This is a genomic window from Micromonospora endophytica, from assembly GCF_003236305.1.
In the GTDB taxonomy this organism is placed as follows: domain Bacteria; phylum Actinomycetota; class Actinomycetes; order Mycobacteriales; family Micromonosporaceae; genus Micromonospora; species Micromonospora endophytica.
In genome coordinates, this window is sequence record NZ_POTX01000075.1 from 1 (window position 1) to 23740 (window position 23740).

The 23740-nt window shown below is 71.8% G+C and carries 23 protein-coding genes, 1 pseudogene and 1 riboswitch; of the genes and pseudogenes, 14 read left to right on the top strand and 10 right to left on the bottom strand.

Features of this window, described 5'->3' with window-relative positions; translation table 11 throughout:
- The 4 genes and pseudogenes from C1I93_RS13490 to C1I93_RS13505 form a co-directional block, all read left to right on the top strand.
- Positions 1 to 465: pseudogene (locus tag C1I93_RS13490) on the top strand (hypothetical protein); the annotation flags it as partial.
- Positions 466 to 528: 63 nt separating this feature from the next.
- Entirely contained in the window at positions 529 to 1323 is a 795-nt protein-coding gene (gene yaaA / locus C1I93_RS13495) for a peroxide stress protein YaaA (protein WP_111243616.1), read from the top strand.
- A 182-nt stretch (positions 1324 to 1505) separates the two neighbouring features.
- Positions 1506 to 2231 carry a hypothetical protein gene (locus C1I93_RS13500; RefSeq protein ID WP_111243617.1) on the top strand — a complete coding sequence of 242 codons (726 nt, stop codon included), beginning with the start codon at positions 1506 to 1508 and terminating at the stop codon, positions 2229 to 2231.
- Positions 2232 to 2333: 102 nt separating this feature from the next.
- On the top strand, positions 2334 to 3314 hold the full coding sequence (locus tag C1I93_RS13505; protein ID WP_223256603.1) for a TAXI family TRAP transporter solute-binding subunit: 981 nt from the start codon (positions 2334 to 2336) through the stop codon (positions 3312 to 3314).
- Positions 3315 to 3347: 33 nt separating this feature from the next.
- Here C1I93_RS13505 and C1I93_RS13510 read toward each other — a convergent pair whose 3' ends face one another.
- The 5 genes from C1I93_RS13510 to C1I93_RS13530 form a co-directional block, all read right to left on the bottom strand.
- Positions 3348 to 3590: a helix-turn-helix transcriptional regulator gene (locus C1I93_RS13510; RefSeq protein WP_111243619.1), complete on the bottom strand. Its 243-nt coding sequence runs from the start codon at positions 3588 to 3590 to the stop codon at positions 3348 to 3350.
- Between the two features lie 4 nt (positions 3591 to 3594).
- Positions 3595 to 4461: an ABC transporter permease gene (locus C1I93_RS13515; protein WP_111243620.1), complete on the bottom strand. Its 867-nt coding sequence runs from the start codon at positions 4459 to 4461 to the stop codon at positions 3595 to 3597.
- Positions 4458 to 5423 (bottom strand): ABC transporter ATP-binding protein, encoded by a 966-nt coding sequence (locus tag C1I93_RS13520; RefSeq protein WP_111243621.1) that lies wholly within the window; start codon positions 5421 to 5423, stop codon positions 4458 to 4460. The genes C1I93_RS13515 and C1I93_RS13520 overlap by 4 nt, the downstream gene beginning before the upstream one ends.
- 132 nt (positions 5424 to 5555) lie before the next feature.
- On the bottom strand, positions 5556 to 7031 hold the full coding sequence (locus C1I93_RS13525; RefSeq protein WP_111243622.1) for a sensor histidine kinase: 1476 nt from the start codon (positions 7029 to 7031) through the stop codon (positions 5556 to 5558).
- 10 nt (positions 7032 to 7041) lie between these two features.
- Complete coding sequence (locus C1I93_RS13530) at positions 7042 to 7710, bottom strand: response regulator transcription factor (RefSeq protein WP_181445160.1); 669 nt, start codon at positions 7708 to 7710, stop codon at positions 7042 to 7044.
- Between the two features lie 177 nt (positions 7711 to 7887).
- Between C1I93_RS13530 and C1I93_RS13535 the strand changes: the two genes are divergently transcribed.
- A complete protein-coding gene (locus tag C1I93_RS13535; RefSeq protein WP_111243623.1) occupies positions 7888 to 8430 on the top strand; it encodes an acyltransferase in 543 nt (180 codons plus the stop codon).
- Between the two features lie 58 nt (positions 8431 to 8488).
- Here C1I93_RS13535 and C1I93_RS13540 read toward each other — a convergent pair whose 3' ends face one another.
- Positions 8489 to 9118: a TetR/AcrR family transcriptional regulator gene (locus C1I93_RS13540; RefSeq protein WP_111243624.1), complete on the bottom strand. Its 630-nt coding sequence runs from the start codon at positions 9116 to 9118 to the stop codon at positions 8489 to 8491.
- Positions 9119 to 9275: 157 nt separating this feature from the next.
- Between C1I93_RS13540 and C1I93_RS13545 the strand changes: the two genes are divergently transcribed.
- The 5 genes from C1I93_RS13545 (at position 9276) to C1I93_RS13565 (ending at position 14949) form a co-directional block, all read left to right on the top strand.
- On the top strand, positions 9276 to 10172 hold the full coding sequence (locus C1I93_RS13545) for an ABC transporter permease (protein ID WP_111243625.1): 897 nt from the start codon (positions 9276 to 9278) through the stop codon (positions 10170 to 10172).
- Between the two features lie 10 nt (positions 10173 to 10182).
- Positions 10183 to 10983 (top strand): ABC transporter ATP-binding protein, encoded by an 801-nt coding sequence (locus tag C1I93_RS13550; RefSeq protein WP_111243626.1) that lies wholly within the window; start codon positions 10183 to 10185, stop codon positions 10981 to 10983.
- A 155-nt stretch (positions 10984 to 11138) separates the two neighbouring features.
- A complete protein-coding gene (locus C1I93_RS13555; RefSeq protein ID WP_111243627.1) occupies positions 11139 to 12644 on the top strand; it encodes a bifunctional cytidylyltransferase/SDR family oxidoreductase in 1506 nt (501 codons plus the stop codon).
- Between the two features lie 36 nt (positions 12645 to 12680).
- Positions 12681 to 14378, top strand: coding sequence for a CDP-glycerol glycerophosphotransferase family protein (locus C1I93_RS13560; RefSeq protein WP_111243628.1), 1698 nt, complete (start codon positions 12681 to 12683; stop codon positions 14376 to 14378).
- A gap of 49 nt (positions 14379 to 14427) precedes the next feature.
- Positions 14428 to 14949, top strand: a complete 522-nt coding sequence (locus C1I93_RS13565; RefSeq protein WP_111243629.1) for a hypothetical protein — start codon at positions 14428 to 14430, stop codon at positions 14947 to 14949.
- Here the strand turns inward: C1I93_RS13565 and C1I93_RS13570 are convergent.
- Positions 14937 to 15962 carry a glycoside hydrolase family 113 protein gene (locus tag C1I93_RS13570; protein WP_111243630.1) on the bottom strand — a complete coding sequence of 342 codons (1026 nt, stop codon included), beginning with the start codon at positions 15960 to 15962 and terminating at the stop codon, positions 14937 to 14939. The two genes, C1I93_RS13565 and C1I93_RS13570, sit on opposite strands and share 13 nt — an antisense overlap.
- Positions 15963 to 16082: 120 nt before the next feature.
- On the opposite strand from C1I93_RS13570, the gene C1I93_RS13575 reads away from it, so the two are divergent.
- Positions 16083 to 16721, top strand: a complete 639-nt coding sequence (locus C1I93_RS13575; protein ID WP_111243631.1) for a TetR/AcrR family transcriptional regulator — start codon at positions 16083 to 16085, stop codon at positions 16719 to 16721.
- Positions 16722 to 16773: 52 nt separating this feature from the next.
- Here the strand turns inward: C1I93_RS13575 and C1I93_RS13580 are convergent, their stop codons facing one another.
- From C1I93_RS13580 to C1I93_RS13590, 3 genes are all read right to left on the bottom strand, one after another.
- On the bottom strand, positions 16774 to 17628 hold the full coding sequence (locus tag C1I93_RS13580; protein WP_111243632.1) for a C39 family peptidase: 855 nt from the start codon (positions 17626 to 17628) through the stop codon (positions 16774 to 16776).
- 236 nt (positions 17629 to 17864) lie between these two features.
- A riboswitch (cyclic di-AMP (ydaO/yuaA leader) is annotated at positions 17865 to 18007 on the bottom strand.
- Between the two features lie 342 nt (positions 18008 to 18349).
- A complete protein-coding gene (locus C1I93_RS13585) occupies positions 18350 to 19105 on the bottom strand; it encodes a hypothetical protein (RefSeq protein ID WP_111243633.1) in 756 nt (251 codons plus the stop codon).
- A 3-nt stretch (positions 19106 to 19108) separates the two neighbouring features.
- On the bottom strand, positions 19109 to 20269 hold the full coding sequence (locus tag C1I93_RS13590; protein WP_111243634.1) for an acyltransferase family protein: 1161 nt from the start codon (positions 20267 to 20269) through the stop codon (positions 19109 to 19111).
- A 182-nt stretch (positions 20270 to 20451) separates the two neighbouring features.
- On the opposite strand from C1I93_RS13590, the gene C1I93_RS13595 reads away from it, so the two are divergent.
- From C1I93_RS13595 to C1I93_RS13605, 3 genes are all read left to right on the top strand, one after another.
- The gene (locus C1I93_RS13595) at positions 20452 to 21543 is read left to right on the top strand and encodes a glycosyltransferase family 2 protein (RefSeq protein WP_223256593.1); all 1092 of its coding nucleotides are present in this window, start codon (positions 20452 to 20454) and stop codon (positions 21541 to 21543) included.
- Positions 21540 to 22589 (top strand): pseudaminic acid synthase, encoded by a 1050-nt coding sequence (pseI, locus tag C1I93_RS13600; RefSeq protein ID WP_111243636.1) that lies wholly within the window; start codon positions 21540 to 21542, stop codon positions 22587 to 22589. Before C1I93_RS13595 ends, pseI begins: the two co-directional genes overlap by 4 nt.
- A 225-nt stretch (positions 22590 to 22814) precedes the next feature.
- A partial coding sequence (locus tag C1I93_RS13605; RefSeq protein ID WP_111243637.1) for a TerC family protein occupies positions 22815 to 23740 on the top strand: 926 nt, incomplete at its 3' end.

Below are 23740 nucleotides of genomic sequence, written 5' to 3' on the forward strand. Positions count from 1 at the left end.
GCCCTGGGGGTGGCGGGCCGGCTGGCCGCCGCGTTGGCCACCACCGTGCTGGCCGCCCTGGCGGCGACCTCGCTCGTGGTGACGGTGCTCTTCGCCACCGCCGGGGCGGCACCGGGCCGCCGGGAGGAGCGGCAGGCCCGGACGATGGCCGCGACGGTCCGCGGCGCCGGGCTGCGCGAGGTGTACGGCGAGTACTGGACCTGCAACCGGCTCGTCTTCGACACGGCCGAGGAGGTGGTCTGCGGGGTCCTCGACGGCGACCTGTCTCCCGGCTTCAACCGTTACCCGGCGTACTGGACCCGGTTGGCTCGTGCCACCCGACCCGGGTATGTGCTGGCGGTCGGCGCGCCGGCTGACCGGCGGTTGCGGGAGCTGCTTGGCGACCGGGCCGACACGGCGCTGCTGGCCGAGGTCGGCGGGTATCGCGTGTACCACCCGACGACGCCCGTGCGGCCGTGGCGCTGACGCGGTGGCCGTACGCTGGCCGGACCCGGCGCGTGGTGCGGACCGGGACGTCGAGGAGTCACCATGCTCATCCTGCTGCCACCTTCCGAGGGCAAGGCCGACGCCGGTGCCGGCCGCCGGCTGGACCTGGACCGGCTCTCGCTGCCGGAGCTGAACCCGGTACGCGCGCAGGTGCTTGCCGCGCTGGTCACGCTCAGCGCCGGGCAGCCGGAGCCGGCGTTGGCCGCGCTCGGGCTCGGTGCCGGTCAGCTCGGGGAGTTGCGCCGTAACGCCCGGCTGGAACGGGCCGCCACGGCACCGGCCGGCCGGATCTACACCGGTGTGCTCTACGGGGCGCTCGACCTGGCCACGCTGCCACCTCCGGCGCAACGTGCCGCCGGCCGTCAGGTCCTGATCAGCTCCGGCCTGTGGGGGGCGGTACGACTGACCGACCGGATTCCGCCGTACCGCTGCCCGATCGGGGCGCGACTGCCCGGCACCGGCGCGTTGCCGGCGTTGTGGCGGCCGGCGCTCGGCCCGGCGCTGACCGCGGCGGCCGGCACCGGTCCGGTGCTGGACCTACGTTCCGGCGCGTACGCGGCCGCCTGGACGCCCCGCGGGACACTCGCCGAACGCACCGTCACCGTGCGGGTCCTGCACGAGCGGGAGGTCGACGGGGTGCCGGTGCGTTCGGTGGTCAGCCACTTCAACAAGGCCACAAAGGGTCGCCTGGTGCGCGACCTGCTGCTCGCCGGTGCCCGGCCGCGCACCGCCGACGCCCTGGTGGGCGCGTTGCGGGAGCTGAAGTACCAGGTGTGTGAGCAGCCGACGGCACCGGGCCGCCCCCGCCAGGTCGACCTGGTCGTCGCCGAGTTGTGAGGCCGCGGCGGTGAACAGGCGGCCGGCACGTCCGCCACCTCCCGCACCACCGGGCGACCGACTCGCGACGATTTCCGGACGGTTACCAGGCGCAAGATTTCCTCAAGGCTGAGCGGGATCGGTACCACCCACCGGTGTCACAGGTCACCGTAAGGGGAACCGACGCCGCAAGGAGGCCTCCGGTGGTTGAACCGATCCTGCTCGACCGGCGCCGTCCGCCGGCGACCGCGCCGCCAAGCCGGTTGCCGGCGGCCCCGCCACCAAGCCGTCCACCGGCGGCCCCGCCACCGTTGGACTGGACGACCCTGGCCGACGCCTTCGAGACAGCCTGCCTGCTGCGCTGCATGCCGCCGCCGGCCACCCCCGGCCCGCGGCACGGCGGGCGGCAGCCGGGTTTTCCGGCGACTGTCGAGTTCAACCGGGAGGAGGCGGCGCGCCGGGCGCGGCAGCTGCTCGACCGCCTGGGCATTCCGGTGCGCCACGAGCTGGCCGTCGGCGGGTTGCGCCGCCGTTACGAGCTGCACCGGCTGCACGTGCCCCGCGAGTTCCGGCCCGGGTACGGGGCGATGATGGAGAACGGCTGGCGGCGCGGGCGGCGGGAGTTGCTCGGCGGTCCGGTGCCGGGTGCCTCGACCGCCCGCCGGCAGTGGCGGACCCGGTTGGCCGCCGCCGCCTGGCGGGCCGCGTTGCTGGCGGGTGGGCGACACGTCCGCCGGCACATCCTCGGCGTGCGGATCACCGACCGTGAACTCGCTGCCGTGCTGGTGCGTGGTGCCGCGCTGCTCGACGTGCCGGCGCTGCTGCGCCCGGGGACCGGCTGTTACCTGGTGAGTGTCGCCCACGGCCGGGACCGGGACCGGATCCTGCGGCACGCCGGTGAGGAGACCACGCAGCGCCCGGTCGCCTGACCGGGCGGGCCACGCACCGTCCGGTCGCCTGAACAGGCGGGCCGCGGTCCGGAGGGGTCCCGCCGTCCCCGGGGTTGCGCCATGGGGGTCCGGCGGCGCACAGTGCTGCCCGTGAGCCGTTCCCGGTACGCCGCCCGAGCCGCCCGAGCCGGGCGGCCCAGCGTCCAGGTGGCCGCCCTCGTGGCGGTGCTGCTGGTCCTGCCCAGCCTGGTCGGATGCCGGGACGACCCCGGCGAACCGGTACGCATCCGCATCGCCACCGGCAGCCAGACCGCCGTCTACCACGCCTTCGGTCAGTCGCTCGCCACCATCCTCAACCGGGAGCTGCCGAACGTACGAGCGGAGGTGCTGGTCACCGCCGCCTCGGTGGAGAACGTCCGGCTGCTCAACGCCGGCGAGGCCGAACTCGGGTTCAGCCAGGCCGACGTGCTGCCCGCCGATCCGAGCCCGGATCCGGCGGTGGTGGCGATCGCCCGGGTCTACGACGATCTGCTGCACCTGGTCACCACCGCCGACAGCCCGGTGCGGACGTTGACCGACCTGCGGGGGCGGCGGGTGTCGATCGGAGCGGCGGGCTCGGGGACCGAGATCACGGTGAGTCGCCTGCTCAAGGTGGCGGACCTGGACGGCACCCGGGTGGACCGGGTGCAGCTCGGCCTGGACGACTCGGTGGCCGCGTTGCGCAACGGTGAGATCGACGCGTTCTTCTTCTCCGGCGGGTTGCCGGTGCGGGCCGTCGCCGACTTCGTCCGGGACAACCCCGCCCGCATCGTCAGCCTCGGTGAGTGGACCGCCCGGCTGCGCGAGGAGAGCCGGGAGGTGTATGTGCCGCGGGACGTGCCCCGCTCGGTGTACGGCACCGATGCGGTCACCACCGTGGCCAACCCGAACTATCTGCTGGTCCGGGCGGAGCTGCCGGACGACCTGGTCCGGCGGATCACCGAGCTGTTGATGGAGCGGCGGGCCGAGCTGGCCGCGGCCCATCCGGCGGCCGGGCGGATGAGTCCCCGCTCGGCGATCGCCACCGCGCCGGTGCCGCTGCATCCCGGCGCGATGGCGTACTACCGCGAAAGCAAACCCTGAGCGGCCATCGGCCGGGGTAGCGGGCAGGGCGGCTCAGGCCGATCGGGCCGTGGTGTCACCGAGGCGGGGGAAGGGCTCGGCGGAGAAGACCACTTCCACCGGCACCTCGAAGTGACGGGCGATCCGCAGTGCCAGGTGCAGGCTGGGGCTGAACTCTCCCCGTTCCAGGTAGCCGATCGTCTGGTAGTGGACGCCCAACGCCTCGGCGAGTTGCCGGCGGGAGATGCCCCGTTCGGCCCGCAGCATGGCGATCCGGTTGTAGACGACCTCGCTCATGCGTTCACCATGTCACCCGCTGCATGGCCTTCTCCCGACGGGCGGCGACACTCGCCCCGGACTCCCGGCGTGCCATCCGGCGAAGCGCCACCGGGGCCAACGCCAGCCCGGCGACCGCCCAACCGCCGAGCACCAGCAGCGTTTCCAGGTGCCGCCACGAGCCGCCGAGCTCCACGGCGGCCATGGCGTCGGGCAGCAGCGCCGAGCGCATCCCCAGACCGAGCCAGTAGACCGGGAAAACCTGGGCCAGCCCCTGCACCCAGCCCGGCATCACGGTGACCGGGTAGAAGATGCCGGAGATGGCGACCAGGCCCATGATCGGCAGCGTCACCAGCCCCACCTCGCGGGGATTGGACAACAACGACCCGAGAACCGCGCCGATCGGCATCGTCGCCACCATCCCGAGCACCAGCACCCCGGCCAGGGTCAGCCAGGCAACCGGATTGCCCAGCATCAGCCCGTCGAGCAGGAAACTCCCCGGCACGAGCAGCAGGGCCGAGCTGACCAGGCCCATCCCGGCGACGACGACGATCCGGCTGATGAGATAGCCGAGCATCCCGTTCGGGGTGGCCTTGGCGCGCAGCAGGGTGCCGTCCTCTCGTTCGGTGGCGATGATGGCTGCCACAGTGGCCAGCCCACCGAAGGCCACCAGCATGCCGAGCGAACTGGGCAGCATCTGCCCGCCCAGTGAGAAATCGGTGCCCGGCACCGTGGCGTCGCGAGCGAAGAACATCACCACCAGCAGTACGACGGTGGGCAGGAGATAGCCCCACAGGGTCTCGGCGTTGGTGAAGCCCTGCCGCAGCTCGATGCGGCCCCGGGACAGGCCCGCCCGGGACGCCACCAGCAGCGGACGAAGATCCGACGTCATCGGGCCACCTCCGGGAACACCTGGGCCGCGCCGTCGACGCGGCCAGACTCGACATCACGGACCAACGTCATGTACGTGTCCTCCAGGCTGGCCCGGCGCACCTCGAGGTCGGCGATCTGATCGTCGTGCTGCGCGAACAACTCCCGGACGAACCCGGTCGAGTCGGCGGTGGAGTGGACGAACCGCTGCCCGCCCCGGCTCCACCGCACCTCGGCGTCGGCGGCGATCCGCCGGGACAGTTCGTCGGCGGAGCCACTGGCGATGATCCGGCCACCGGCCAGGATCAGGATCCGGTCGGCCAGCTTCTCCGCCTCGTCCAGGTCATGCGTGGTGAGCAGGATGGTGGTGTCGTCGACATCGGTGAGCCGGTGCACCAGGTCGTGGAACTCCCGTCGGGCGGCCGGGTCGAAGCCAGCTGTCGGCTCGTCCAGGAAGAGCACCTCCGGCCGGCCGACGATGCCGATCGCCACGTCGACCCGGCGGCGCTGGCCGCCGGAGAGTTGGCCGATCCGCTGCCGCGCGTGCGCGGACAGGCCGACCAGGTCGATGAGTTCATCGACGTCCCAGGGCCGGCGGACCTGCGACGTCGAGTAGGGCGTGTAGTACGAGCCGAGGTGTGCCAGCAGCTCCCGCACCCGCCACCGGCTGTGGTCACGCCAGGACTGGAGCACCACGCCGAGGCGGGCGCGCCACCGTTCGTCGCCGTGCGCCGGGTCCACGCCCAGCACGTCGACGTGGCCCCCGGAACGCATCCGGAAACCCTCCAAAATCTCGATGGTGGTCGTCTTGCCCGCGCCGTTCGGGCCGAGCAGCGCCAGCACCTGTCCGCGCCGCGCGGTGAACGACACCCCGTCGAGCACGTCGGTGCTGCCGTATCGCATCCGCAGGTCGCGCACGTCGAGGGTGACCTGCGGGTCGGCCGTCGCCCCGGGTGCCACCTCCGGCTCGGCATCCACTGCCATGCCTGCCTCCCCGTAATAATGATCCATCATTTGATAGCATCCATACTACATATGACTGCCGCGGCAGGCAGCCATCCATGCACGGTTTTCACGTGGGGCACCCGGCCTGGCCGAGCGGATCCGGTGGGGCGGTCAGGTCAGGACGGACGGCGGCGCCGGCACAGCGACGGTGGGCTCGGCGGCAGCGCTGGGCTCGCCGGCGGTGGGCTCGCCGGCGGTGGGCTCGGCGGCGGTGGGCTCGGCCGGCGCGGGGAACCACAGCGCGGCGACAAGTCCGCGGGGCGCGTTCGGGTGCATGGTGAGCCGGCCGTCGGAGGCGTCGACAAGCACCGCGGCGATGGTCAGCCCCAGCCCGGCCCCGTCGACGTTCTGCACCTCCGGGGCCCGCCAGAACCGCTCGGTGGCCTGGCCGAGCTGGCTGCGGGTCATACCCGGGCCGGTGTCGCGCACCTCCAGCTCGACTCCGCCGTCGCGGGTCGCGACGGAGACGGTCACCTCGCCGCCCGCGCCACTGAACTTGACCGCGTTGTCGATCAGCGCGTCGAGCGCCTGGTCGATGGCGGTCGGCACGGTCCGGGCGTACGCCGGCACCGGGTCGGTCGCCAAGCGCAGCGTCACCGACCGGTGCCGGGCCAGCGGCTCCCACGCCGCCACCCGGGACACGGCCACGTCCGCCGCGTCGACGACCACCCGCTGGTTCTCCCGACGCTCGGCCCGGGCCAGGGTGAGCAGCCCGTCGAGCAGCCGGGCCAACCTGTCGGTCTCCTCCAACGCGAGCTGGTGCTCCGCGCGGCCCTGCGGGTCGGTCAGGCTCGGCCCGAGTTCCTCCACCCGCAGCCGCAGCGCGGTCAACGGGTTGCGCAGCTGGTGACTGGCGTGCGCGACGAACGCCCGCTGCCGATCCATCACGTCGGAGACCGCGTCGGCCATGTGGTTGAAGCTGGCCGCCAGGCGGCGCAGCTCCGGCGGGCCCAACCGGTGCTGGACCCGGGCGCCGCGATCCCCCTCCGCGATCTCGTGGGTCACCGCGTCCAGTTCGGTGACCGGCCGCAGCGCCCATCCGGCCAACCCGAAGGCGGTCAGCACGCAGGCCAGCACGGCGAGCAGACCCAGCGCGGCCAGCAGCAACCACCAGGTGGTGACCGTCCGGCGCAGCGCCTCCGTCGGGCTGGCGGTGACCACCGCCCCCAGCACCTCGCCACCGTCGTTTATCGGCACCGCCACCACTATCGGCCCGTCCATCCACGGCCAGACCGAGTCGGGGCGGCTGCTCTGCTGGCCGGAGAGGGCGCCGTCCAGCGCCTCGTGGCTGTCCAGGGCGGAGCGCCAGGCCGACGAGCCCACCACCACCTGACGGTCCCGGTCGACCACCGCCGCCTCGATGCCGTACAGCTCCTGGTAGCTGGTCAACTCGTTGTCGAGCGGGCCGGTGGTGCCACCACGCAGCACCGGACCGGCCAATGAGGCGAACCGGGTGGCGTCGGCGAGCCGGTCGGCCCGGATCCGGTCGGTCTCCCGGGTGGCCAGGGTGGCCGCCAGCGGGGTGCCGAGCGCCACCAGCACCAGCACCATCAGCAGCAGGTAGCTGATCACCAGGCGTCGACGCACGGCCGGCCCCTCACTCGGCCCGCAGCCGGTAGCCGACGCCGCGTACCGTCTCCACCAGGCGCGGGTCACCGAGCTTGCCGCGCAACGAGCCGACATGCACCTCCACCGTGTGCCGATCGGCGAAGGTGGTGCCCCAGGCATCGAGCAGGATCCGGTCCCGGGGCACCGCGACTCCGGGCTGCCGGGCCAACGAGAGCAGGACGTCGAACTCCTTGCGGGTCAGCGATACCGGCCGGGCGGCCACGGTCACCGTACGAGCACCCACGTCGACCCGCACCGGCCCGACCTCGATCAGGTTCCGCTCCGGTGCCGCGTGCGCGGCCCGCCGCAGCACCGCCTCGATCCGGGCCTGCAACTCCACCATCGAGAAGGGCTTGACCACGTAGTCGTCCGCACCGAGCCGCAGCCCGAGCACCCGGTCGCGTTCCTCGCCCCGGGCGGTCACCGCGATGATGCCGAGCTGGCTGCTGCGTCGGCGCAACTCCCGACAGAGGTCGGTGCCGTCGCCGTCGGGCAGGGTCAGGTCGAGCAGCACCAGATCGCAGGGGGCGGCGGAGATGGCGGCGGCGACGGTGGCGGCGTGTTCCACCTCGTACCCCCGCCGGGTCAGCGCGGACGACAGCGCGGCGGCCACCCGACGGTCATCCTCGACCAGCAGAATGCGCACCCCGGCCCCCATTCGTCGGTCCGTCGCCTTCGCATGGTGACAGAACGTCGCCCCGGACGGGAGGGCGGTCCCACCCGGCACCGTCGGCGGCAGGCGCCCGGCGCCGTCGCGCCGGTGACCGCACGGCCGACCGGGGCTCGGTATGCTACCCGAGCTTCGCGCCCGGCTGGCCCCTGACGGAAGGTGACGATGACCGAGCCGAGTTCCCTCTCCCCCGCCGTCTTCGTCCACCCCACCGCCGACGTCGAGGAGGGCGCCCAGATCGGCGACGGGACCAAGGTCTGGCGGCTGGCCCACATCCGGTCCTCCGCACGGGTCGGCGCCGGCTGCGTCATCGGCCGCAACGTGTACGTCGACGAGGGCGTGACCATCGGCGACCGCGTGAAGATCCAGAACAATGTCTCCGTCTACCAGGGGGTGACCCTGGAGGACGAGGTGTTCGTGGGACCGTCCGCGGTCTTCACCAACGACTTCCGGCCCCGCGCCCAGAACCCGGACTGGAAGATCACTCCCACGGTGGTGCGCCGGGGTGCCTCGATCGGCGGGAACGCCACAGTTGTCTGCGGGGTCGTGGTGGGCGAACACGCGATGATCGCCGCGGGTTCGGTGGTGACCCGGGACGTCGCGCCGTACCAGCTGGTGGCGGGCAACCCGGCCCGGCCGAAGGGCTGGGTCGACGAGCGAGGCGAGGTCGTCTCGCGTGACGTCGACAACCCGCCCCGCCGGTCGTAGCCGCCCGGTCAGCCGCCGATCACCACCCGGCCCAGTGGGCGGGCAGGGCTCACGCCGGTCACGACCGACTGTCGTCGTCCGGCTCGGCGCAGGCCACCCGCAGGGCGGCCACCGCGGCGTCGGCCATCCGGGCGAGTTCGGGTGGCTCCAGCGGCTCCCGGGCGATGGCCAGCCGCCAGTAGACCGGCCCGATGATCAGGTCGGCGGCGGCGCGCGGGTCGGCGCCGGCCGGCAACTCTCCGCGCTCGACCGCTCGGCCGACCACGATCTCGCCGATGCGGTCCTGGTAGTCCTTGAGCGCGCCCTGGAGCGTGCCGGCGATCTGCGGGTTGCGCGCGGCCTCGGCGAGCAGGTCGGGGATGATCTGCGACGCCAGTGGGTGACCCAGCGCACCTGTCGCGACGAGCAGCAGCAGCCGCACGTCGCCGTCGAGGGTGCCGGTGTCCAGCATCGGCAGCTTCCGGGTCGCCACTGCCGAGACCACGTCCAGCACCAGTTCAAGCTTGGACCGCCAGCGGCGATAGACGGCCGTCTTGCTCACCCCGGCTCGACGCGCCACCGCCTCGATCGACAGCCGGCCATAACCCACCTCGGCCAGCTCTTTGGTGACCGCGCGGCGGATCGCCGTGGTGATCTCGTTCCGGAGCACCGCCGCACCGGCTGGCGCCCGCCTCTTGTCGGTCTTCACGTGCAACAATGTACCGCAACGACGGTACGGTTGCGTCCCGACGTGGTTTCAGACTACTGTGCACGCTGCGACCGGGGCGGCGCTCCGCTCCTGGGCCACGCTAGATTCCACGTCGCGAGCATCCCGCCCGGCACGATAGATCGGAGCGCCCATCCCCATGGCCAACGCGCTGGCCGACCCTGAATCCGGCCTGACCCCGGCCCAACTGGCCGCCCGGCACGGGCTGCGGATGGCTGGTGAGCGACCCTCGCTGAGCCGCTACACCCGTCAGCTCTGGCAGTACCGGCACTTCATCTCCGCGTACTCCAACGCCAAGCTGACAGCCTCGTTCAGCAACGCCCGGCTCGGGCAGCTCTGGCAGGTGCTCACCCCGCTGACAAACGCGGCGGTCTACTTCCTGATCTTCGGTGTGGTGCTGCAACAGACCCGGGGGATGGACAACTTCATCGCCTACCTCACCGCCGGATTGTTCATCTTCAACTTCACCCAGACCAGCGTGCAGCAGGGCACCCAGGCGATCAGCGGCAACCTCGGCCTGATCCGGGCCCTGCACTTCCCCCGGGCCTGCCTGCCGCTGGCGATCACCGCCACCCAGTTCCAGCAACTGCTCGGCTCGATGGTGGTGCTGCTCGGGATCGTGCTGGCCACCGGCGAGCCGATCACCCTCAAGTGGCTGATGCTGGTGCCGGCGATCCTGCTCCAGACGATCTTCAACGCCGGGTTGACCATGACGGTGGCCCGGCTCGGTGCCAAGGCCACCGACCTCAAGCAGGTCATGCCCTTCGTCCTGCGGGCCTGGATGTACGGCTCCGGCGTGCTCTACAGCGTCGAGCTGTTCGCCGAGAACCTGCCCGGTTGGGCCACCGCCGTGGTGCAGTTCAACCCGATGCTCGTCTACATCGAGCTGGCTCGGGCCGCCCTGCTGGAGAACACGCCGTTGCTCAACTCGTCCCTGCCACTGACCTGGCTGATCGCCGTGGGTTGGACCCTCGTGATGGGTGTCGGTGGCTACCTCTACTTCTGGCGTGGCGAACAGGAGTACGGCCGTGGTTGATTACCTCGCGATGTCCAATGATGTGACGGTGACCCTGCCCCGGATCAAGGAGCGGATCCCGACAGTGGTGGTGGACGACGCGCACGTCGTCTACCGGGTGCACAAGGGCGCCGCCGGCAGCAGCAGTCCGGTGGCGGCGCTGAAGCGGATGGTCACCCGCACCTCCGCGCCGAACGTCCGGCAGGTGCACGCGGTGCGCGGCGTCACCTTCACCGCGTACCGGGGTGAGGCGATCGGGCTGATCGGCACCAACGGCTCGGGCAAGTCGACGCTGCTGCGGGCCATCGCCGGGCTGCTGCCGGTGGAGCGGGGCGCGATCTACACGCAGGGGCAGCCCTCGCTGCTCGGGGTGAACGCCGCGCTCCTCAACGACCTGCCCGGCGAGCGCAACGTCACCCTCGGCTGCCTGGCGATGGGCATGCCCCCGGAGGAGGTGCAGCGCAAGCTCCCGGAGATCATCGAGTTCTCCGGGATCAACCAGCGCGGTGACTTCGCCTCGCTGCCGATGCGTACCTACTCCTCGGGCATGTCGGCCCGGCTGCGCTTCTCCATCGCCGCGGCCAAGCAGCACGACGTGCTGTTGATCGACGAGGCCCTGGCCACCGGCGACAAGAAGTTCCGCAGGCGCAGCGAGAAGCGGGTACGGGAGCTGCGGGAGAGCGCCGGCACCGTCTTCCTGGTGAGCCACCAGCTCTCGTCGGTGCGGGACACCTGCGAACGGACGATCTGGTTGGAATCGGGCGAAATCCGGATGGACGGCCCGACCGACGAGGTGTTACGCGCGTACGACGCCTTCACCAACGGCAAGTAAAGTCGCCACGGCCGTACGGCCGTGGCGCGAGCCGTCCGTGCCGCATCGTCCCGTTGGGGCGGTGCGGTCCACGCGTTACTGTTCATCCCGGCGCCAGTTGGGCGCCACCTTCGATTCACCACCATGAGCGATGCATCCGAGAGCGAGGACCGGCAATGACGCAGGACCAGACCACCGCACCGGGTACCCGGCCGGAGACCCCGGCACCGTGGCGACCCTCCCGGACGGTGGCCGTGGTGCTGGCCGGCGGCACCGGCACCCGACTGGGCCTTGGCATCCCCAAGCAGCTCCTGAAGATCGCCGGTAAGCCGATCATCGAGCACACGCTCGCCGTCTTCGAGGCCGCTCCGGAGATCGACGAGATCATCGTGCTGATGGCCACCGGCCACGTCGACGAGGCGCAGCGAATCGTCGACAAGGCCGGCTTCCGCAAGGTCACCAAGGTCGTCGAGGGTGGCGACACCCGTAACGCGACCACCCGCATCGCGCTGGACGCGGTCGGCGAGGCCGACTGCAACATCCTCTTCCACGACGCGGTACGACCGCTGCTCAGCGGCCGGATCGTCCGGGAGTGCGTGAACGCCCTCTGGACGTACGCGGCGGTCGACGTGGCCATCCCGTCGGCCGACACGATCATCCAGGTCGACGAGGACGAGTGCATCACCGACATCCCGGTCCGCGCCACGCTGCGCCGGGGGCAGACCCCGCAGGCGTTCCGGTCGAGCACCATCCGGGAGGCGTACCGCCGGGCCGAGGGTGACCCGAACTTCGCCGCCACCGACGACTGCGGCGTGGTGCTGCGTTACCTGCCCGAGGTGCCGATCAAGGTGATCGACGGTTCGGACGAGAACATCAAGGTCACCCACCCCGTCGACGTGCACCTGGCCGACAAGCTGTTCCAGCTCGCCGCCGCCAAGGTGCCCCGGCTCACCGACCACCGGTCGTACAGCGAAGAGGTCACCGGCCGCACGATCGTCGTCTTCGGCGGCAGCTACGGCATCGGCCACGACCTGACCGAGCTGGCCCGCCGCCACGGCGCTCAGGTCTTCCCGTTCAGCCGCTCCAGCACCGGCACGCACGTGGAGCGGCCCGAGGATGTCGAGGCCGCGCTGCGGACCGCCTTCGAGGCCACCGGCCGCATCGACCACGTCGTGGTAACCGCCGGGATCCTGGAAAAGGGCGCGCTGGCCGAGATGGACCAGGCGACCATCGACCGGGTACTCCAGGTCAACTTCGTCGGCCCGGTGACCGTCGCCCGGCAGTCCCTGCCCTACCTCCAGCAGACCAAGGGCCAGCTGCTGCTCTACACCTCCAGCTCGTACACCCGGGGACGGGCCGACTACGCGCTCTACTCGGCGACGAAGGCGGCCCTGGTCAACCTCACCCAGGCGCTGTCGGACGAGTGGGCGGAGCTGGGGGTCCGGGTGAACGTGATCAACCCGGAGCGGACCGCCACCCCGATGCGGACCAAGGCGTTCGGCACGGAGCCCGAGCACACCCTGCTCGCCGCCGAGACCGTCGCCCAGGCCTCGCTCGACGTGCTGATCTCCGACCTCACCGGCCAGGTGATCGACGTCCGTCGGCCGCCCGGCGAGACGCCGGCCGTGGTGCCGGTGCCCGCCCAGGCCGACCGGCCGATCGACACCGCTCCCGTCGGCTGACCAGCCGGCACCGTAACCCGCGAAGGCGACACCGAGATGCGTGGTGACCTGGTCAGGAAGTTGGCCGCCCGGGGCCTGGCCGCCGGTGGCGCGATCCTGGCGTTCATCGTGGTCGGGCTCACCGAGGCGACCGCGTGGGGGCTGGGTCTGGCGCTGGCCGCCCTGGTGGCCTCGGTCTGGGAGCGGCGGCTGCGCCCCGGCGCGGACGGCACCACCGAGGCCACCCTGATCGCAGGCGCGGTGCTGGTCGGCCACGCCCGGCAACTCGACGCCGGCTTCGACCCGGTGCTGGCCGTCACCGCCCTGGTCCTGCTGGGGCTGGTGTTGTTCACCGGCCCGCTGCGGGAGGCCGCCGACCGGGAGATCCGCGTCGCCAACCTGCCGGTACGCACCTGGGTGCCGCAGCTCGCCGCCCGCCTGCCCGACATCGTGGCCGGGCTGCTCGCGCTCCTGGCCCTGGCCGCCGTGGCGGGTCTGCCCAGCCTCGTCGCGCTCGTGGTGAGCCTGCTGGGCGGCGTCGCCGCCGGCGCTGTCGCGTTCGACCTGGCCCGTCGGCGGTTCCGGCCCGCCGCCGGCGGCTCGCCGGTCACCCGCGCGCTGCGCCGTTACCAGCCGGAGTTCGTGCTGCACTTCTCCGCTCCGCCCGGCTCCGAGTACCAGGTCACCATGTGGCTGCCGTACCTGGAGCGGATCGGCCGGCCGTTCGTGGTGATGGTGCGCGAGCCGGAGTCGCTGCCCACCATCGCGGCGGCCACCACCGCCCCGGTGCTCTACTGCCCCACCCTGCGGAACATGGACGAGGTGCTGGTGCCCAGCCTGCGGGTGGCCTTCTACGTCAACCACGGCGCGAAGAACAGCCACTGCCTCCGGTTCACCCAGCTCACCCACGTCCAGTTGCACCACGGCGACAGCGACAAGGCGTCCAGCGCCAACCCGGTGTCGGCGATCTTCGACCGGATCTTCGTGGCCGGTCAGGCCGCCATCGACAGGTACGCCCGCGCCGGGATCGACATCCCGGCCGAGAAGTTCGTGGTGGTCGGCCGCCCGCAGGTCGAGGCGATCCAGGTACGCGCCGAGCCGACCCGGGGGCTGACCAACCCGACGGTGCTCTACACCCCCACCTGGACCGGCCACCACGCCGACGCCGACTACTGCTCGCTGCCGATGGCCGAGACGCTGCTGCGCCGGCTGCTCGACCGGGGCGCCACGGTGATCCTGCGGGCCCACCCCTACACCACGCAGAACCCGGCCTCAGCCCGCTACCTGGGCCGGCTGCACGACCTGCTCGCCGCCGACCGGTCCCGCACCGGCCGGCAGCACCTCTTCGGCACCGGGGCCAGCCGGCTGTCCCTGGCCGAGTCGGTGAACCGCGCCGACGCGTTGATCTCCGACGTCTCCGGGGTCGTCTCCGACTGGCTGTACTCGGGCAAGCCGTACGCCGTCACCGACACCGGCGCGGACGGCGACCGGTTCATCGAGCGCTTCCCGCTGGCCGCGTCCGGCTATGTGCTGCACCGGGACCTGGCCAACCTGGACGAGGTGCTCACCGGGCTGCTCGACACCGACCCGCTGGCCGCGGACCGGTGGGCGACCCGACGGCGCTACCTGGGCGACTTCCCCGCCGAGTCGTACGCCGAGACCTTCCTGACCGCCGCGCGGCGGGAGCTGGACCCGAGCTGGGCTCCGCCCGCCCCGCGCGGCGCCACGGCCGCCCCGCTCTCCCCCATCACCTGAGGCCCGCTCCACGCCGGGCGGCTGGCGGATCCACTTTAGAATTCCCGGCATGACACACCCCGCGCCCGAGACGCCGCCGGCCGGCAAGCTGGTCTGGGCCTCCGAGGACGTGCTCTCCCAGCTCGGTGAGCAGGTCCAACCGCAGCTCGGCCGGGGTCAGCGGGTGGCTCGGGCGGCGATCCTGGCCTTCTTCTTCACCGTGCTGCCGGCGTTCGCGGTGTTCGCGGTCAGCACCGTCGCCGCCCCGTCGGTGACCGACGGGGCCGGCGTCGGCACGGTCGCCCTCTGGGCGGTGCAGTTCGCCGTCCTGGTCTCGCTCACGGCGATCGTGACCGCCCTGCGCTCGGACGGCACCGAGCGCGCCGCGGACATCGCGCAGCCGTCCGGTCTGCGGGTGACGCTGCGGCTGGTGTGGCACGCACTTGTCACCGCCGGCTGCGCGTGGCTGGTGCTGGCGGTGCAGGGGCTCGCCGTGGGTCAGGTCGCCGTGTTGGTACTGCTGCTGGTCGCCGTGCTGCACCTGCTGCCCCTGATCGCGGCCCGACTGCTGGCCCGCCGTCAGGCGCGGTAACGGTCGGCGACGGCGGCGAAGGCCGCCTTCGGCTCCCAGGGCAGGCCGGGATAGGTGTCGCCGGAGCGATCCGCGAAGACCTTGACGATCCCCGGGCTGGCGAGGTCGAGATCGTCGCGGGGATCGCCGTCGGGCCGGTGCGGCAGGCTGTCGAGCGCGAAGAGGTGCACGAAGGCGCTGTCCACGCCCTCGCTGTCGAAGATCTCCAGCAACTCGCTCAGGTAGGCCGCCTGACCGGCCTCGTCGCGCTGATAGACACCGTTGATCCGCACCGGTTCGCCGGTGGCGTCGTCGTACTCGATGATCTCCATGCTGCGCGGCGCGACGTCGCCCGCACCCTGCCAGGTGGCGGTGCCGAAGCCGGTGATGGCCAGGGGCTTGGGTTGCGCCGCGAGTTCGCGTACGCCGGCCCGGAACCGGTCGGCGACCGCCGCGTTCCGGATCAGCTCTACCGTCACGACGTCGAACAGGTCCCAGTCGACGCCCTCGAACGGTATGGCGGCGTAGGTGACCTTTCCGTGGAAGCGTGCGCGGATCGCCGGCACGGCGGTGCGGAGGAAGGCGTCCAGGCGGGCGCGGACCTCGGCGATCCGTTCGCCCCGGCCCTGCGGGTCGCCCAGCAGGCGGTCGAGACGTTGCTCGATGCGGTCGCCGTCGATGAACCCCAGGTTCATCAGGCTCAGCTCGACGCCGGCGACGAACACCACCTCGGCCCCGGCCGCGCGTAGTCGCTCGGCCCGCTCGGCACAGTCGAGGAAGAGCGCGTTGATCTCGTCGGCCGGCAGGTCCATTGGATAGGGCGAGAACCAGATCTCCAGTCCGAGTTCGGCGGCGGTGTGGGCGGCGAGTTCCAGACGTTGCGGGTCGCCACCGACGATCTGGACTGCGGTGCAGTGCAGATCGTCGCGGATGATGGTCAGCTCACGCCGGACCCGCTCGGGATCCAGGTGGGGTATCGAGCTGCGGCCTGCTCGGACGAAGCCGGTCTCGTAGGTCATGCCCTTGGCGCGCATGGTGGTGTGGTCCTTCCGCTCGGGGTGCTCGCCGTCCAGAACGGCTCGCCACGACGCTAGAGCATAATTCTGCGTGCACGCAAGTTTGCTGGAGCGCAGGAATTGTGCGATGGTGGGCGCGTGACAGCGGAACGGCCCGGCTTGCGGGAGCGGAAGAAGCAGGCGACCCGGGAGGCGCTGCGCACGGCGGCGTTGCGCCTGGCCATGGAGTGCGGGCCGGACAACGTCCGCGTCGACGACATCGCCGCGGCTGCCGGCGTGTCGCCGAGGACGTACAACAACTACTTCTCCAGCCGCGAGCAGGCGATCGTCGCGGCGGTCACCGCGGAGCGCGCGGCGCAGGTCGCCGCGGCCGTGGCAGCCCGGCCCGCCGAGGTCGGCCTCGGCGACGCCGTACGCGACGCCGTCGTCGGGCAGTACACCGACCAGGGCGACCACGCGCGTGAGGCGCTGCTGATGATCACCACGAGTCCCGCCCTGCGCGCCTGTTACGTCGACACCGTCACCGCGATCGAGGAGCCGCTCGCCGACGCCGTCATCGCGCGCTGCCCGGACATCGACCCGCTGACCGCCCAGGTGCTCTCCGCCGCCGTCGGTGCGGCCGCCCGGGTCGCGCTCGGGCAGTGGCTGGACGCCACGCGCGAGGCACCCTCGATGCCGGGTTTCGTCGTACCCTCCGGGTCCCTGCCCGACCTGGTGCGGGCCGCGGTGACGCCGCTGGTGCCGGCGCTCGACGCCGCGGGCTCACCGCGGGCCTGAGATACGCGACGGGCGCCGGCCCCCGCAGGGAACCGGCGCCCGGTCAGGTCGGTCAGGCCGAGTAACCCCGGGTGGCCGCCCAGTTGGCCAGGTCTATGGTGCTCATCCAGTACGAGTAGTAGGACGCGTCGGCCGAGTCGGCGATCTTCACCAGCCGGCCGTCGTCCTCGTAGCCGACCACGGCGATGTAGTGCCCGCCGGGGAAGGAGTGCCAGCCGCCGTCGGTGTCGGTGGCGCTGCCGGCCACGTTCACCACGACGCTGCGCCCGTCGCTGATAGCGGCCACCACATCAGCCTGGAGCTGATCCATCTGGGCCGGGGTGGCCGAACCACCACGGATCCACCGGGTCCGGTACGGGTCGCCCTTGAGCGCGGCGTTGAGCACCCGGGTGGTGTCCTCCGCCGAGTTGGTGCCGGCGTACGTGGTGCCGAGCTGGCTGGCCAGGGTGTCCTGGTCGCGTTCGATGCCGGCGGCGCTGAGCGCGTTGCGTACCGCCGCCGGGCCGCAGTAGTAGCCGGTCGTCTGGGCCTGGTAGTCGTAGTCTAGGACCTTCTTCGCCGGCGGCTTCGGGGCGGCCTGCTTGCTCGTCAGGTCCGGGTCCGGCGCGGCCGTGGTGGCCTTCGGCGACGGTGACGGCGACGCGGACGGCGAGGCGCTGGCCGGGGCCGGAGCGCTCGGCTCGGCCGCGGCGCGCTGCGCCACCGGGGCCTCGGCCGGCAGGACCAGCGCGTCGCCACGCACCTCGGCGACGGTGGTGGTCTGCGCGGTGGCCGGGGTGTCCCCGGTGCCGGCGAGCGCGGCACCGGCGCCGGCCGCCAGTACGAGCGCCGCCGCCGACCCGGCGACGATCTGGTATGAACGCTCCGTCGCCAGACGGCGGAGCTGACGCTTGACTGTGTGCTTCACGAATCCTCCACAGGGGCTGGGCAGCCGCCGTACCGGTCCCGGCGATCGCGTCGGCAGGGGACACCGACGACCGCGCACGGACCCGGACAGGGCCGTTCGAGGGATCCGCCCGGAAGATCGGGCGGTGGCGGTGGACCGGGGTCAGCTCGCCGTCGACGAGCCGGCGAGCGCGGGCACCGCGATGCCGTGGAGGCGTGGGAACAACTGGGGGATCGGAACCTGTTGCACGGGGTGGAAACTCCTTCCGACGCCGCCGACCGGGTTAGCTGACGGATTCGGGCGGGAAGATCGCCCTACCGCGAGTGGTGGCTCGCGGATTCACCCCAGGTAATGCAGTGGGTCCCCGGTTCGTGAGATCACGATTGAGCGGGTCGGCGCGGCGCCGCCTTTTGCGATCGATTACCGCACCGGACCGGGGCGACATTACTGGCCGACCAAAGAGCGCGCCAACCCCTGATTACCTGCGCAAACCCGATCTAGAGCGATTATTTTCGGGTAGTCGGCGACAGCCGACCCGCAATGGGATATCGGTCATTCCGGGGGCCCGAAGTCCACAACCGGACCACTTACGCGATAAATCCCGAGGATCAGTTGGCTGATCGACCCGGATGGAGTGTGTGACCGTTTCCGGTCGGCCCGTGACCGGGGTCACCACGGGCCGGGGCCGTGACCTCGGCCGGAGGCGAGGTCCGGCCGACCGCCCGACCACGCCCTCAGCCGATCAGCCCACCCGGGCGGTTCGCCAGCGCAGGATCGCCGCCGGACGCCGCAGCACGACCCGCCGTCGTGCCGGTTGCTCGCCGGCACGGAGCTGCTCGGCGGCGGCCGCCGCCTCGACGGCGAGCGTACGGGCGGCCTCGGCGGCCAGTCCGGCTGCCCGCCACGCCTCGCGTTCCCGCACCCCGGCGGCCCGGTACACCGTCAGACGGCCGTCACGGACCAGCCGGGCGAGAAAGATCTCCTGTTCGGCCGGGTGCCATCGGGGATCCCAGGCAGCCCGCCGGGCGAAGACGTCACTCAGCTGCCGGGCCGTCAGCTCCCCCCGCCAGTGCGCGAGCATCGCGGTGCGGTGCAACCACCGCTCCCGCGCGGCGTGCTCGGCCGGGGTGTGCATGGCGTCCGGTACGGACAGCACCACCGTGGCGTCGAGCCGCCGGGCCGCACGTTCCGCCGCGTCGTACCCGATCCAGGCATGTTCGAGTTCCTCGTGGGCGGCCCGCCAGGCGTCTCGTCGGCGCTGCGCGGTCCGGGCGGCACCGGCTGCCGCCACCGCCACCTCGTCGACGTATCTGCACAGGTCGGCCGCAGCCGTCACGGCGGGATCCTCGACCGGCTCGGCGGGTTCGTCGTCGGTCGCCCGGCCCGGACGGGCGACCAGGACGGTGAGCATCCCCAGCGCGAGCACGAGCAGCGCCGACCAGATGACGACGGCCCGGGGCACCCCGATCAGGAACTGGTAGAGCACGGCCCGCTCCACGGCTCATCCCACCTGCGGGTTCAGCGGGCCGGCCGGGCGGTCGGCGACCGGAGGGCCAGGTCGGTCGGCCCGGCGGGGCGGCGCCAGCCGGCGCATCATGGGCTGCTCCACGTACCGGTGCAGCAGCGCGGCCAGGGCCAGGGTGAGCAGCAGGAACCCGATCACGGCGGCCGGCCCCCACCAGCCGGGGAAGCCGCTGCCCCAGTCGCCGCTGAGCCGCATGATCGTCATGATCACGAAGACGTGCACCAGGTAGAAGGCGAACGAGACCTCACCGAGCCAGACCATCGGCCGGGACCGCAGCGGCGAGCGGCTGCCGCGTACGTCGGCGTCCGCCGCCGCCGCGATCAGCAGCACGTACGCCGCCGAGAGGATCGCCGCCCACAGCTCGGCGCGGATCCACTGCCCGGCCACCACCCAGGTCGCCACGAAGATCAGGCTGGCCACGGGCAGCCGTGGCCCGCGCCAGCGACCACGCAGCATCAGCTCGGCGGCGGCCACGCCCATCCAGAACTCCAGCGACCGGACCAGCGGGAACACCTGGGTGAACCACCACCGGTACTCCTGCGGCACGAGCGTCTGCGCGGGCCAGAGCGCCACGATCAGCAGCGGCACCGCGATCACCACGGCCCAGAGCAGCCCCGGCCGGGCCCGCCGCACCAGCGGCAACGCCAGCGGCAGGCACAGATAGAAGAACAGTTCACAGGAGAGCGACCAGCTCACGTTGTTGACGCTGTAGAAGTAGCCGGGCCGGGGGTCCCATGCCTGGAGCAGGAACAGGTTCTCCACCGCGGCCACCGGGTTGATCGGATCGGCGAACCAGAGCGCGGCAAGCATCGCCACCGCCCACATCAGCACGTGGTTCGGATAGATCTTGGCGAACCGGCGCCGCCAGAACCGCCGCCGGGAGGCACCCGGCCGCGCCGACCAGACCAGGACGAAACCGCTGAGGACGAAGAAGAACTGCACCCCGGACAGACCGAGAGTGAAGATCTTGCCGACCACCGCCTGGTGCCCCGGGTCGGCGATGATCCGCATCGTCCCGGCGTGGAAACCGAACACCAGCAGTGCGGCGATCCACCGCAGCCCGGTCAGCGACGGCAGTCGGCTCGCCACACCGCGCTCGCTCGTGGCGGCCGGCCGGTCGACTGTCGTGCTGGTCATCCCGACACCCTATTTCCTTGATCGGGACGCCCGACCTTCGGACCCCCGGGCCGGAGGTCGGCGGGCGGCAGCGCAGCGCTGTTCAATCTCCTCACCGCCAGCTGTCATGTTCGGTTCCCACGCCGTCCATGTGCGCGGCCGAAAGTGTCGGCGTGGCCATTCAGCCGACCCGAGCACCATTGATGAGCATCGTCGTGCCGGTCTACGGCGTGGAGGCATTCCTGCGGGAGTGCCTCGACTCGATCCACGCCGACATTCCGCCGAGCGAGGCGACCGCGGTGGAACTGATAGCCGTGGACGACGCCTCACCGGACCGGTGCGGGCAACTGCTTGACGAGTACGCCGCCACCCACCCGGGCGTACGCGTGCTGCACCTGCCGACGAACGTCGGCCTCGGACCGGCCCGCAACGCCGGCCTGGACGCCGCCACCGGCCGCTACGTCTGGTTCGTCGACAGCGACGACTGGCTGCCCCCGGGCACCATCGCCGCCGTGCTCGACCGGCTGCGCGCGGACCAGCCGGACGTGATGATGGTGGACCACCTGCGGGTGCACGAGTGTGGGCGGCACGAGGTGGACGCCAGCAGCCCGCTGCTGCGCGGCACGCCGGGCGTGGTGCGGCTGGCCGACCGACCACAGTTGCTGCGGGTGCAGCACACCGCCTGGAACAAGGTGGTACGCCGGGAGTTCCTGGCCGAGCTGGGCCTGCGCTTCCACCCCGGCTGGTACGAGGACATCCCGTTCAGCCATCCGCTGCTGATCGGCGCGGAGCGGATCTCGGTGCTGGACCGGGTCTGTTACCTGTACCGGCAGGGCCGTCCGGGCGCCATCACCTCGACCCGCAGCGCCCGGCACTTCGACGCCTTCGAGCAGTACGACAGGCTCTTCGCCTGGCTCCGGGACCGGCACCCCGACGGACGTTGGCACGCCGAGCTGTTCCACCTGATGGTGAGCCACTTCCTGGTGGTGGTGGGCAACGACGACAGGCTGCACCCGCACCTGCGGCGGCGCTTCTTCCACCGGGTCGCCGCGCACTACCGCCGCTACCTGCCGCACAGCGGCTACCCACGGCCCGGCGGCGTGGCCGGACTCAAGCACCGGCTGGTCGGCCAGGACAGCTACCTGGCGTACGCGGCGCTGCGGCGGGCGCATCGGCTGGCCGGTGGACTGCGCGGCGCCTCGGCTCCACCGGAGGTCGCCGAGCCGCCGACCGCCCCGGCCGTCGACCCGCCGACGCACGAACTGGTGCGCTCCCTGCGAAAAGGACCGCAATGACGACGTTGAAGATCGGCCCGCACCTGGTCGGTGGCGGCGCGCCCCCCTTCGTGGTGGCCGAGCTCTCCGGCAACCACAACGGTGACCTGAACCGGGCACTGGCCCTCGTGGACGCGGTGGCGGCCAGCGGCGCGCACGCGCTGAAGTTGCAGACCTACCGTCCCGACACGATCACCATCGACGTCGACTCCCCGGCCTTCCGCATCTCCGGCGACCACGAGCTGTGGGGCGGGCAGAACCTCTACCGGCTCTACGAGCGGGCGCACACCCCGTACGAGTGGCACCAGCCGATCTTCCAGCGGGCTCGCGAGCGGGGCCTGACGATCTTCTCCTCCCCGTTCGACGCCTCGGCGGTGGAGCTGCTGGAGAGCCTGGACGCCCCGGCGTACAAGATCGCCTCGTCCGAGCTGGTCGACCTGCCGCTGATCCGGCTGGTCGCCGCCACTGGCAAACCCATGATCATCTCGACCGGGATGGCCACGCTCGCCGAGATCGACGCCGCCGTCCGCACCGCCCGTGCCGGCGGCGCGGGCGGGATCGTCCTGCTGGCCTGCACCGCCTCCTATCCGGCGCCGCCCGCCGACAGCAACCTGCGTCGCATCCCGGTGCTGGCGGACGCGTTCGGCGTACCGGTCGGCCTCTCCGACCACACCCCCGGCATCGGCGTGCCTGTCGCCTCGGTGGCGCTCGGAGCCTGCTTCATCGAGAAGCACGTCACGCTCGACCGCGCCGACGGTGGGGTGGACTCCGACTTCTCGCTGAACCCGACGGAACTGGCCGCCCTGGTCGTCGAGGCAGAGCGGGCGTACGCGGCACTCGGCGGCACCGCCGTCGGCCCGACGCCCGCCGAACGGGAGGGCCTGCGCTTCCGGCGCTCGCTCTACGTCGTGGCGGACGTACGTGCCGGCGACGAGGTCACCGCGGCGAACGTCCGCTCGATCCGCCCGGCCGGCGGCCTGCCCCCGATCGAGATCGACCGGGTGCTGGGTCGCCGGTTCACCACCGACGTGCCACGCGGCACCCCGCTGAGCTGGGACCTGATCTGACAGTCGGCGGCACGTCGCCCGACGAACCCTTGACACACGAACTGCATTTCATGAATAATGATGCCTAGCTCGAGGGGGAGTACCCGACGCAGTATGCGCCGCCGTCAGTACGGGCCCGGCCCATCCAGGCCCCGGTGACGCAGCCGCCGCTCCGGTGGCCGGGGAGACCTTCGTCCCGCAGCGCCGACCCCCTGACCGGGGCCGGCCGGACGAAAGGTCTCGCCCGTGACCGTCTCCTGGTGGGTCTGGACCCTGCTGATGCTGGCGATCGGCGCCATGCTGGCCATCGACCTGTTCCTGCACCGGGACAATCACGTCATCGGCTTCCGTGAGGCCGCCGTCTGGTCCGGCATCTGGATCGCCGCCGGCCTGCTGTTCGGCGTGATCCTGTGGGTCTGGCAGGGCGGCGACGTCGCCGGCACCTACTACGCCGGCTACCTGATGGAGAAGGCGCTCTCCGTCGACAACGTGTTCATCTTCGCGCTGATCTTCTCGTACTTCGCCGTGCCGGCTGCGTACCAGCACAAGGTGCTGTTCTGGGGCGTCATCGGCGCCCTGGTGTTCCGGTTGGCCTTCATCTTCGTCGGCGTGGAACTGCTCGAGACGTTCTTCTGGACCGCGTACCTGTTCGGCGCGTTTCTCATCTACACCGCGTACAAGATGGCATTCCGGCACAGCGAGCAGACCCCACCGGACCGCAATCCCGTGGTGCGCCTGGTGCGTCGCGTCCTGCCGACCGACCCGGCCTACCACGGCGACAGGTTCTTCACCCGGGTCAACGGCAAGCGGGTCGCGACCCTCCTCTTCGTGGTCCTGATCGCGGTCGAGGCCACCGATCTGATCTTCGCGATCGACTCGGTCGCGGCGATCCTGGCCATCACCACCAGCACGTTCATCGTCTGGACCGCGAACGCGTTCGCGATCCTCGGACTGCGCAGCCTGTACTTCTGCCTCGCCGGGCTGCTGCGCCGCTTCGTGCACCTGCACTACGGCCTGGCCGTCCTGCTGGCCTTCGCCGGCGGCAAACTCATCCTGTCCGAGACTCCGATCGGCAAGCTGCCCATTCCCGTCACCCTGGCCGTCATCGTGACGACCCTCGCGGTCTCAATCATCTGGAGCCTACGCAGCAGCCCGGCGAGGCAGAAGTACAG

Excerpts from the sequence above, each read along its gene's own strand:
- C1I93_RS13550 (WP_111243626.1), top strand. The coding sequence starts at position 10,183 with ATGTCCAATGATGTGACGGTGACCCTGCCCCGGATCAAGGAGCGGATC.
- C1I93_RS13530 (WP_181445160.1), bottom strand. The coding sequence starts at position 7,710 with ATGGGGGCCGGGGTGCGCATTCTGCTGGTCGAGGATGACCGTCGGGTG.
- C1I93_RS13590 (WP_111243634.1), bottom strand. The coding sequence starts at position 20,269 with ATGACCAGCACGACAGTCGACCGGCCGGCCGCCACGAGCGAGCGCGGT.
- C1I93_RS13515 (WP_111243620.1), bottom strand. The coding sequence starts at position 4,461 with ATGACGTCGGATCTTCGTCCGCTGCTGGTGGCGTCCCGGGCGGGCCTG.
- pseI (WP_111243636.1), top strand. The coding sequence starts at position 21,540 with ATGACGACGTTGAAGATCGGCCCGCACCTGGTCGGTGGCGGCGCGCCC.
- C1I93_RS13545 (WP_111243625.1), top strand. The coding sequence starts at position 9,276 with ATGGCCAACGCGCTGGCCGACCCTGAATCCGGCCTGACCCCGGCCCAA.
- C1I93_RS13565 (WP_111243629.1), top strand. The coding sequence starts at position 14,428 with ATGACACACCCCGCGCCCGAGACGCCGCCGGCCGGCAAGCTGGTCTGG.
- C1I93_RS13560 (WP_111243628.1), top strand. The coding sequence starts at position 12,681 with ATGCGTGGTGACCTGGTCAGGAAGTTGGCCGCCCGGGGCCTGGCCGCC.
- C1I93_RS13595 (WP_223256593.1), top strand. The coding sequence starts at position 20,452 with ATGAGCATCGTCGTGCCGGTCTACGGCGTGGAGGCATTCCTGCGGGAG.
- C1I93_RS13520 (WP_111243621.1), bottom strand. The coding sequence starts at position 5,423 with ATGGCAGTGGATGCCGAGCCGGAGGTGGCACCCGGGGCGACGGCCGAC.
- C1I93_RS13510 (WP_111243619.1), bottom strand. The coding sequence starts at position 3,590 with ATGAGCGAGGTCGTCTACAACCGGATCGCCATGCTGCGGGCCGAACGG.
- C1I93_RS13570 (WP_111243630.1), bottom strand. The coding sequence starts at position 15,962 with ATGCGCGCCAAGGGCATGACCTACGAGACCGGCTTCGTCCGAGCAGGC.
- C1I93_RS13555 (WP_111243627.1), top strand. The coding sequence starts at position 11,139 with ATGACGCAGGACCAGACCACCGCACCGGGTACCCGGCCGGAGACCCCG.
- yaaA (WP_111243616.1), top strand. The coding sequence starts at position 529 with ATGCTCATCCTGCTGCCACCTTCCGAGGGCAAGGCCGACGCCGGTGCC.
- C1I93_RS13535 (WP_111243623.1), top strand. The coding sequence starts at position 7,888 with ATGACCGAGCCGAGTTCCCTCTCCCCCGCCGTCTTCGTCCACCCCACC.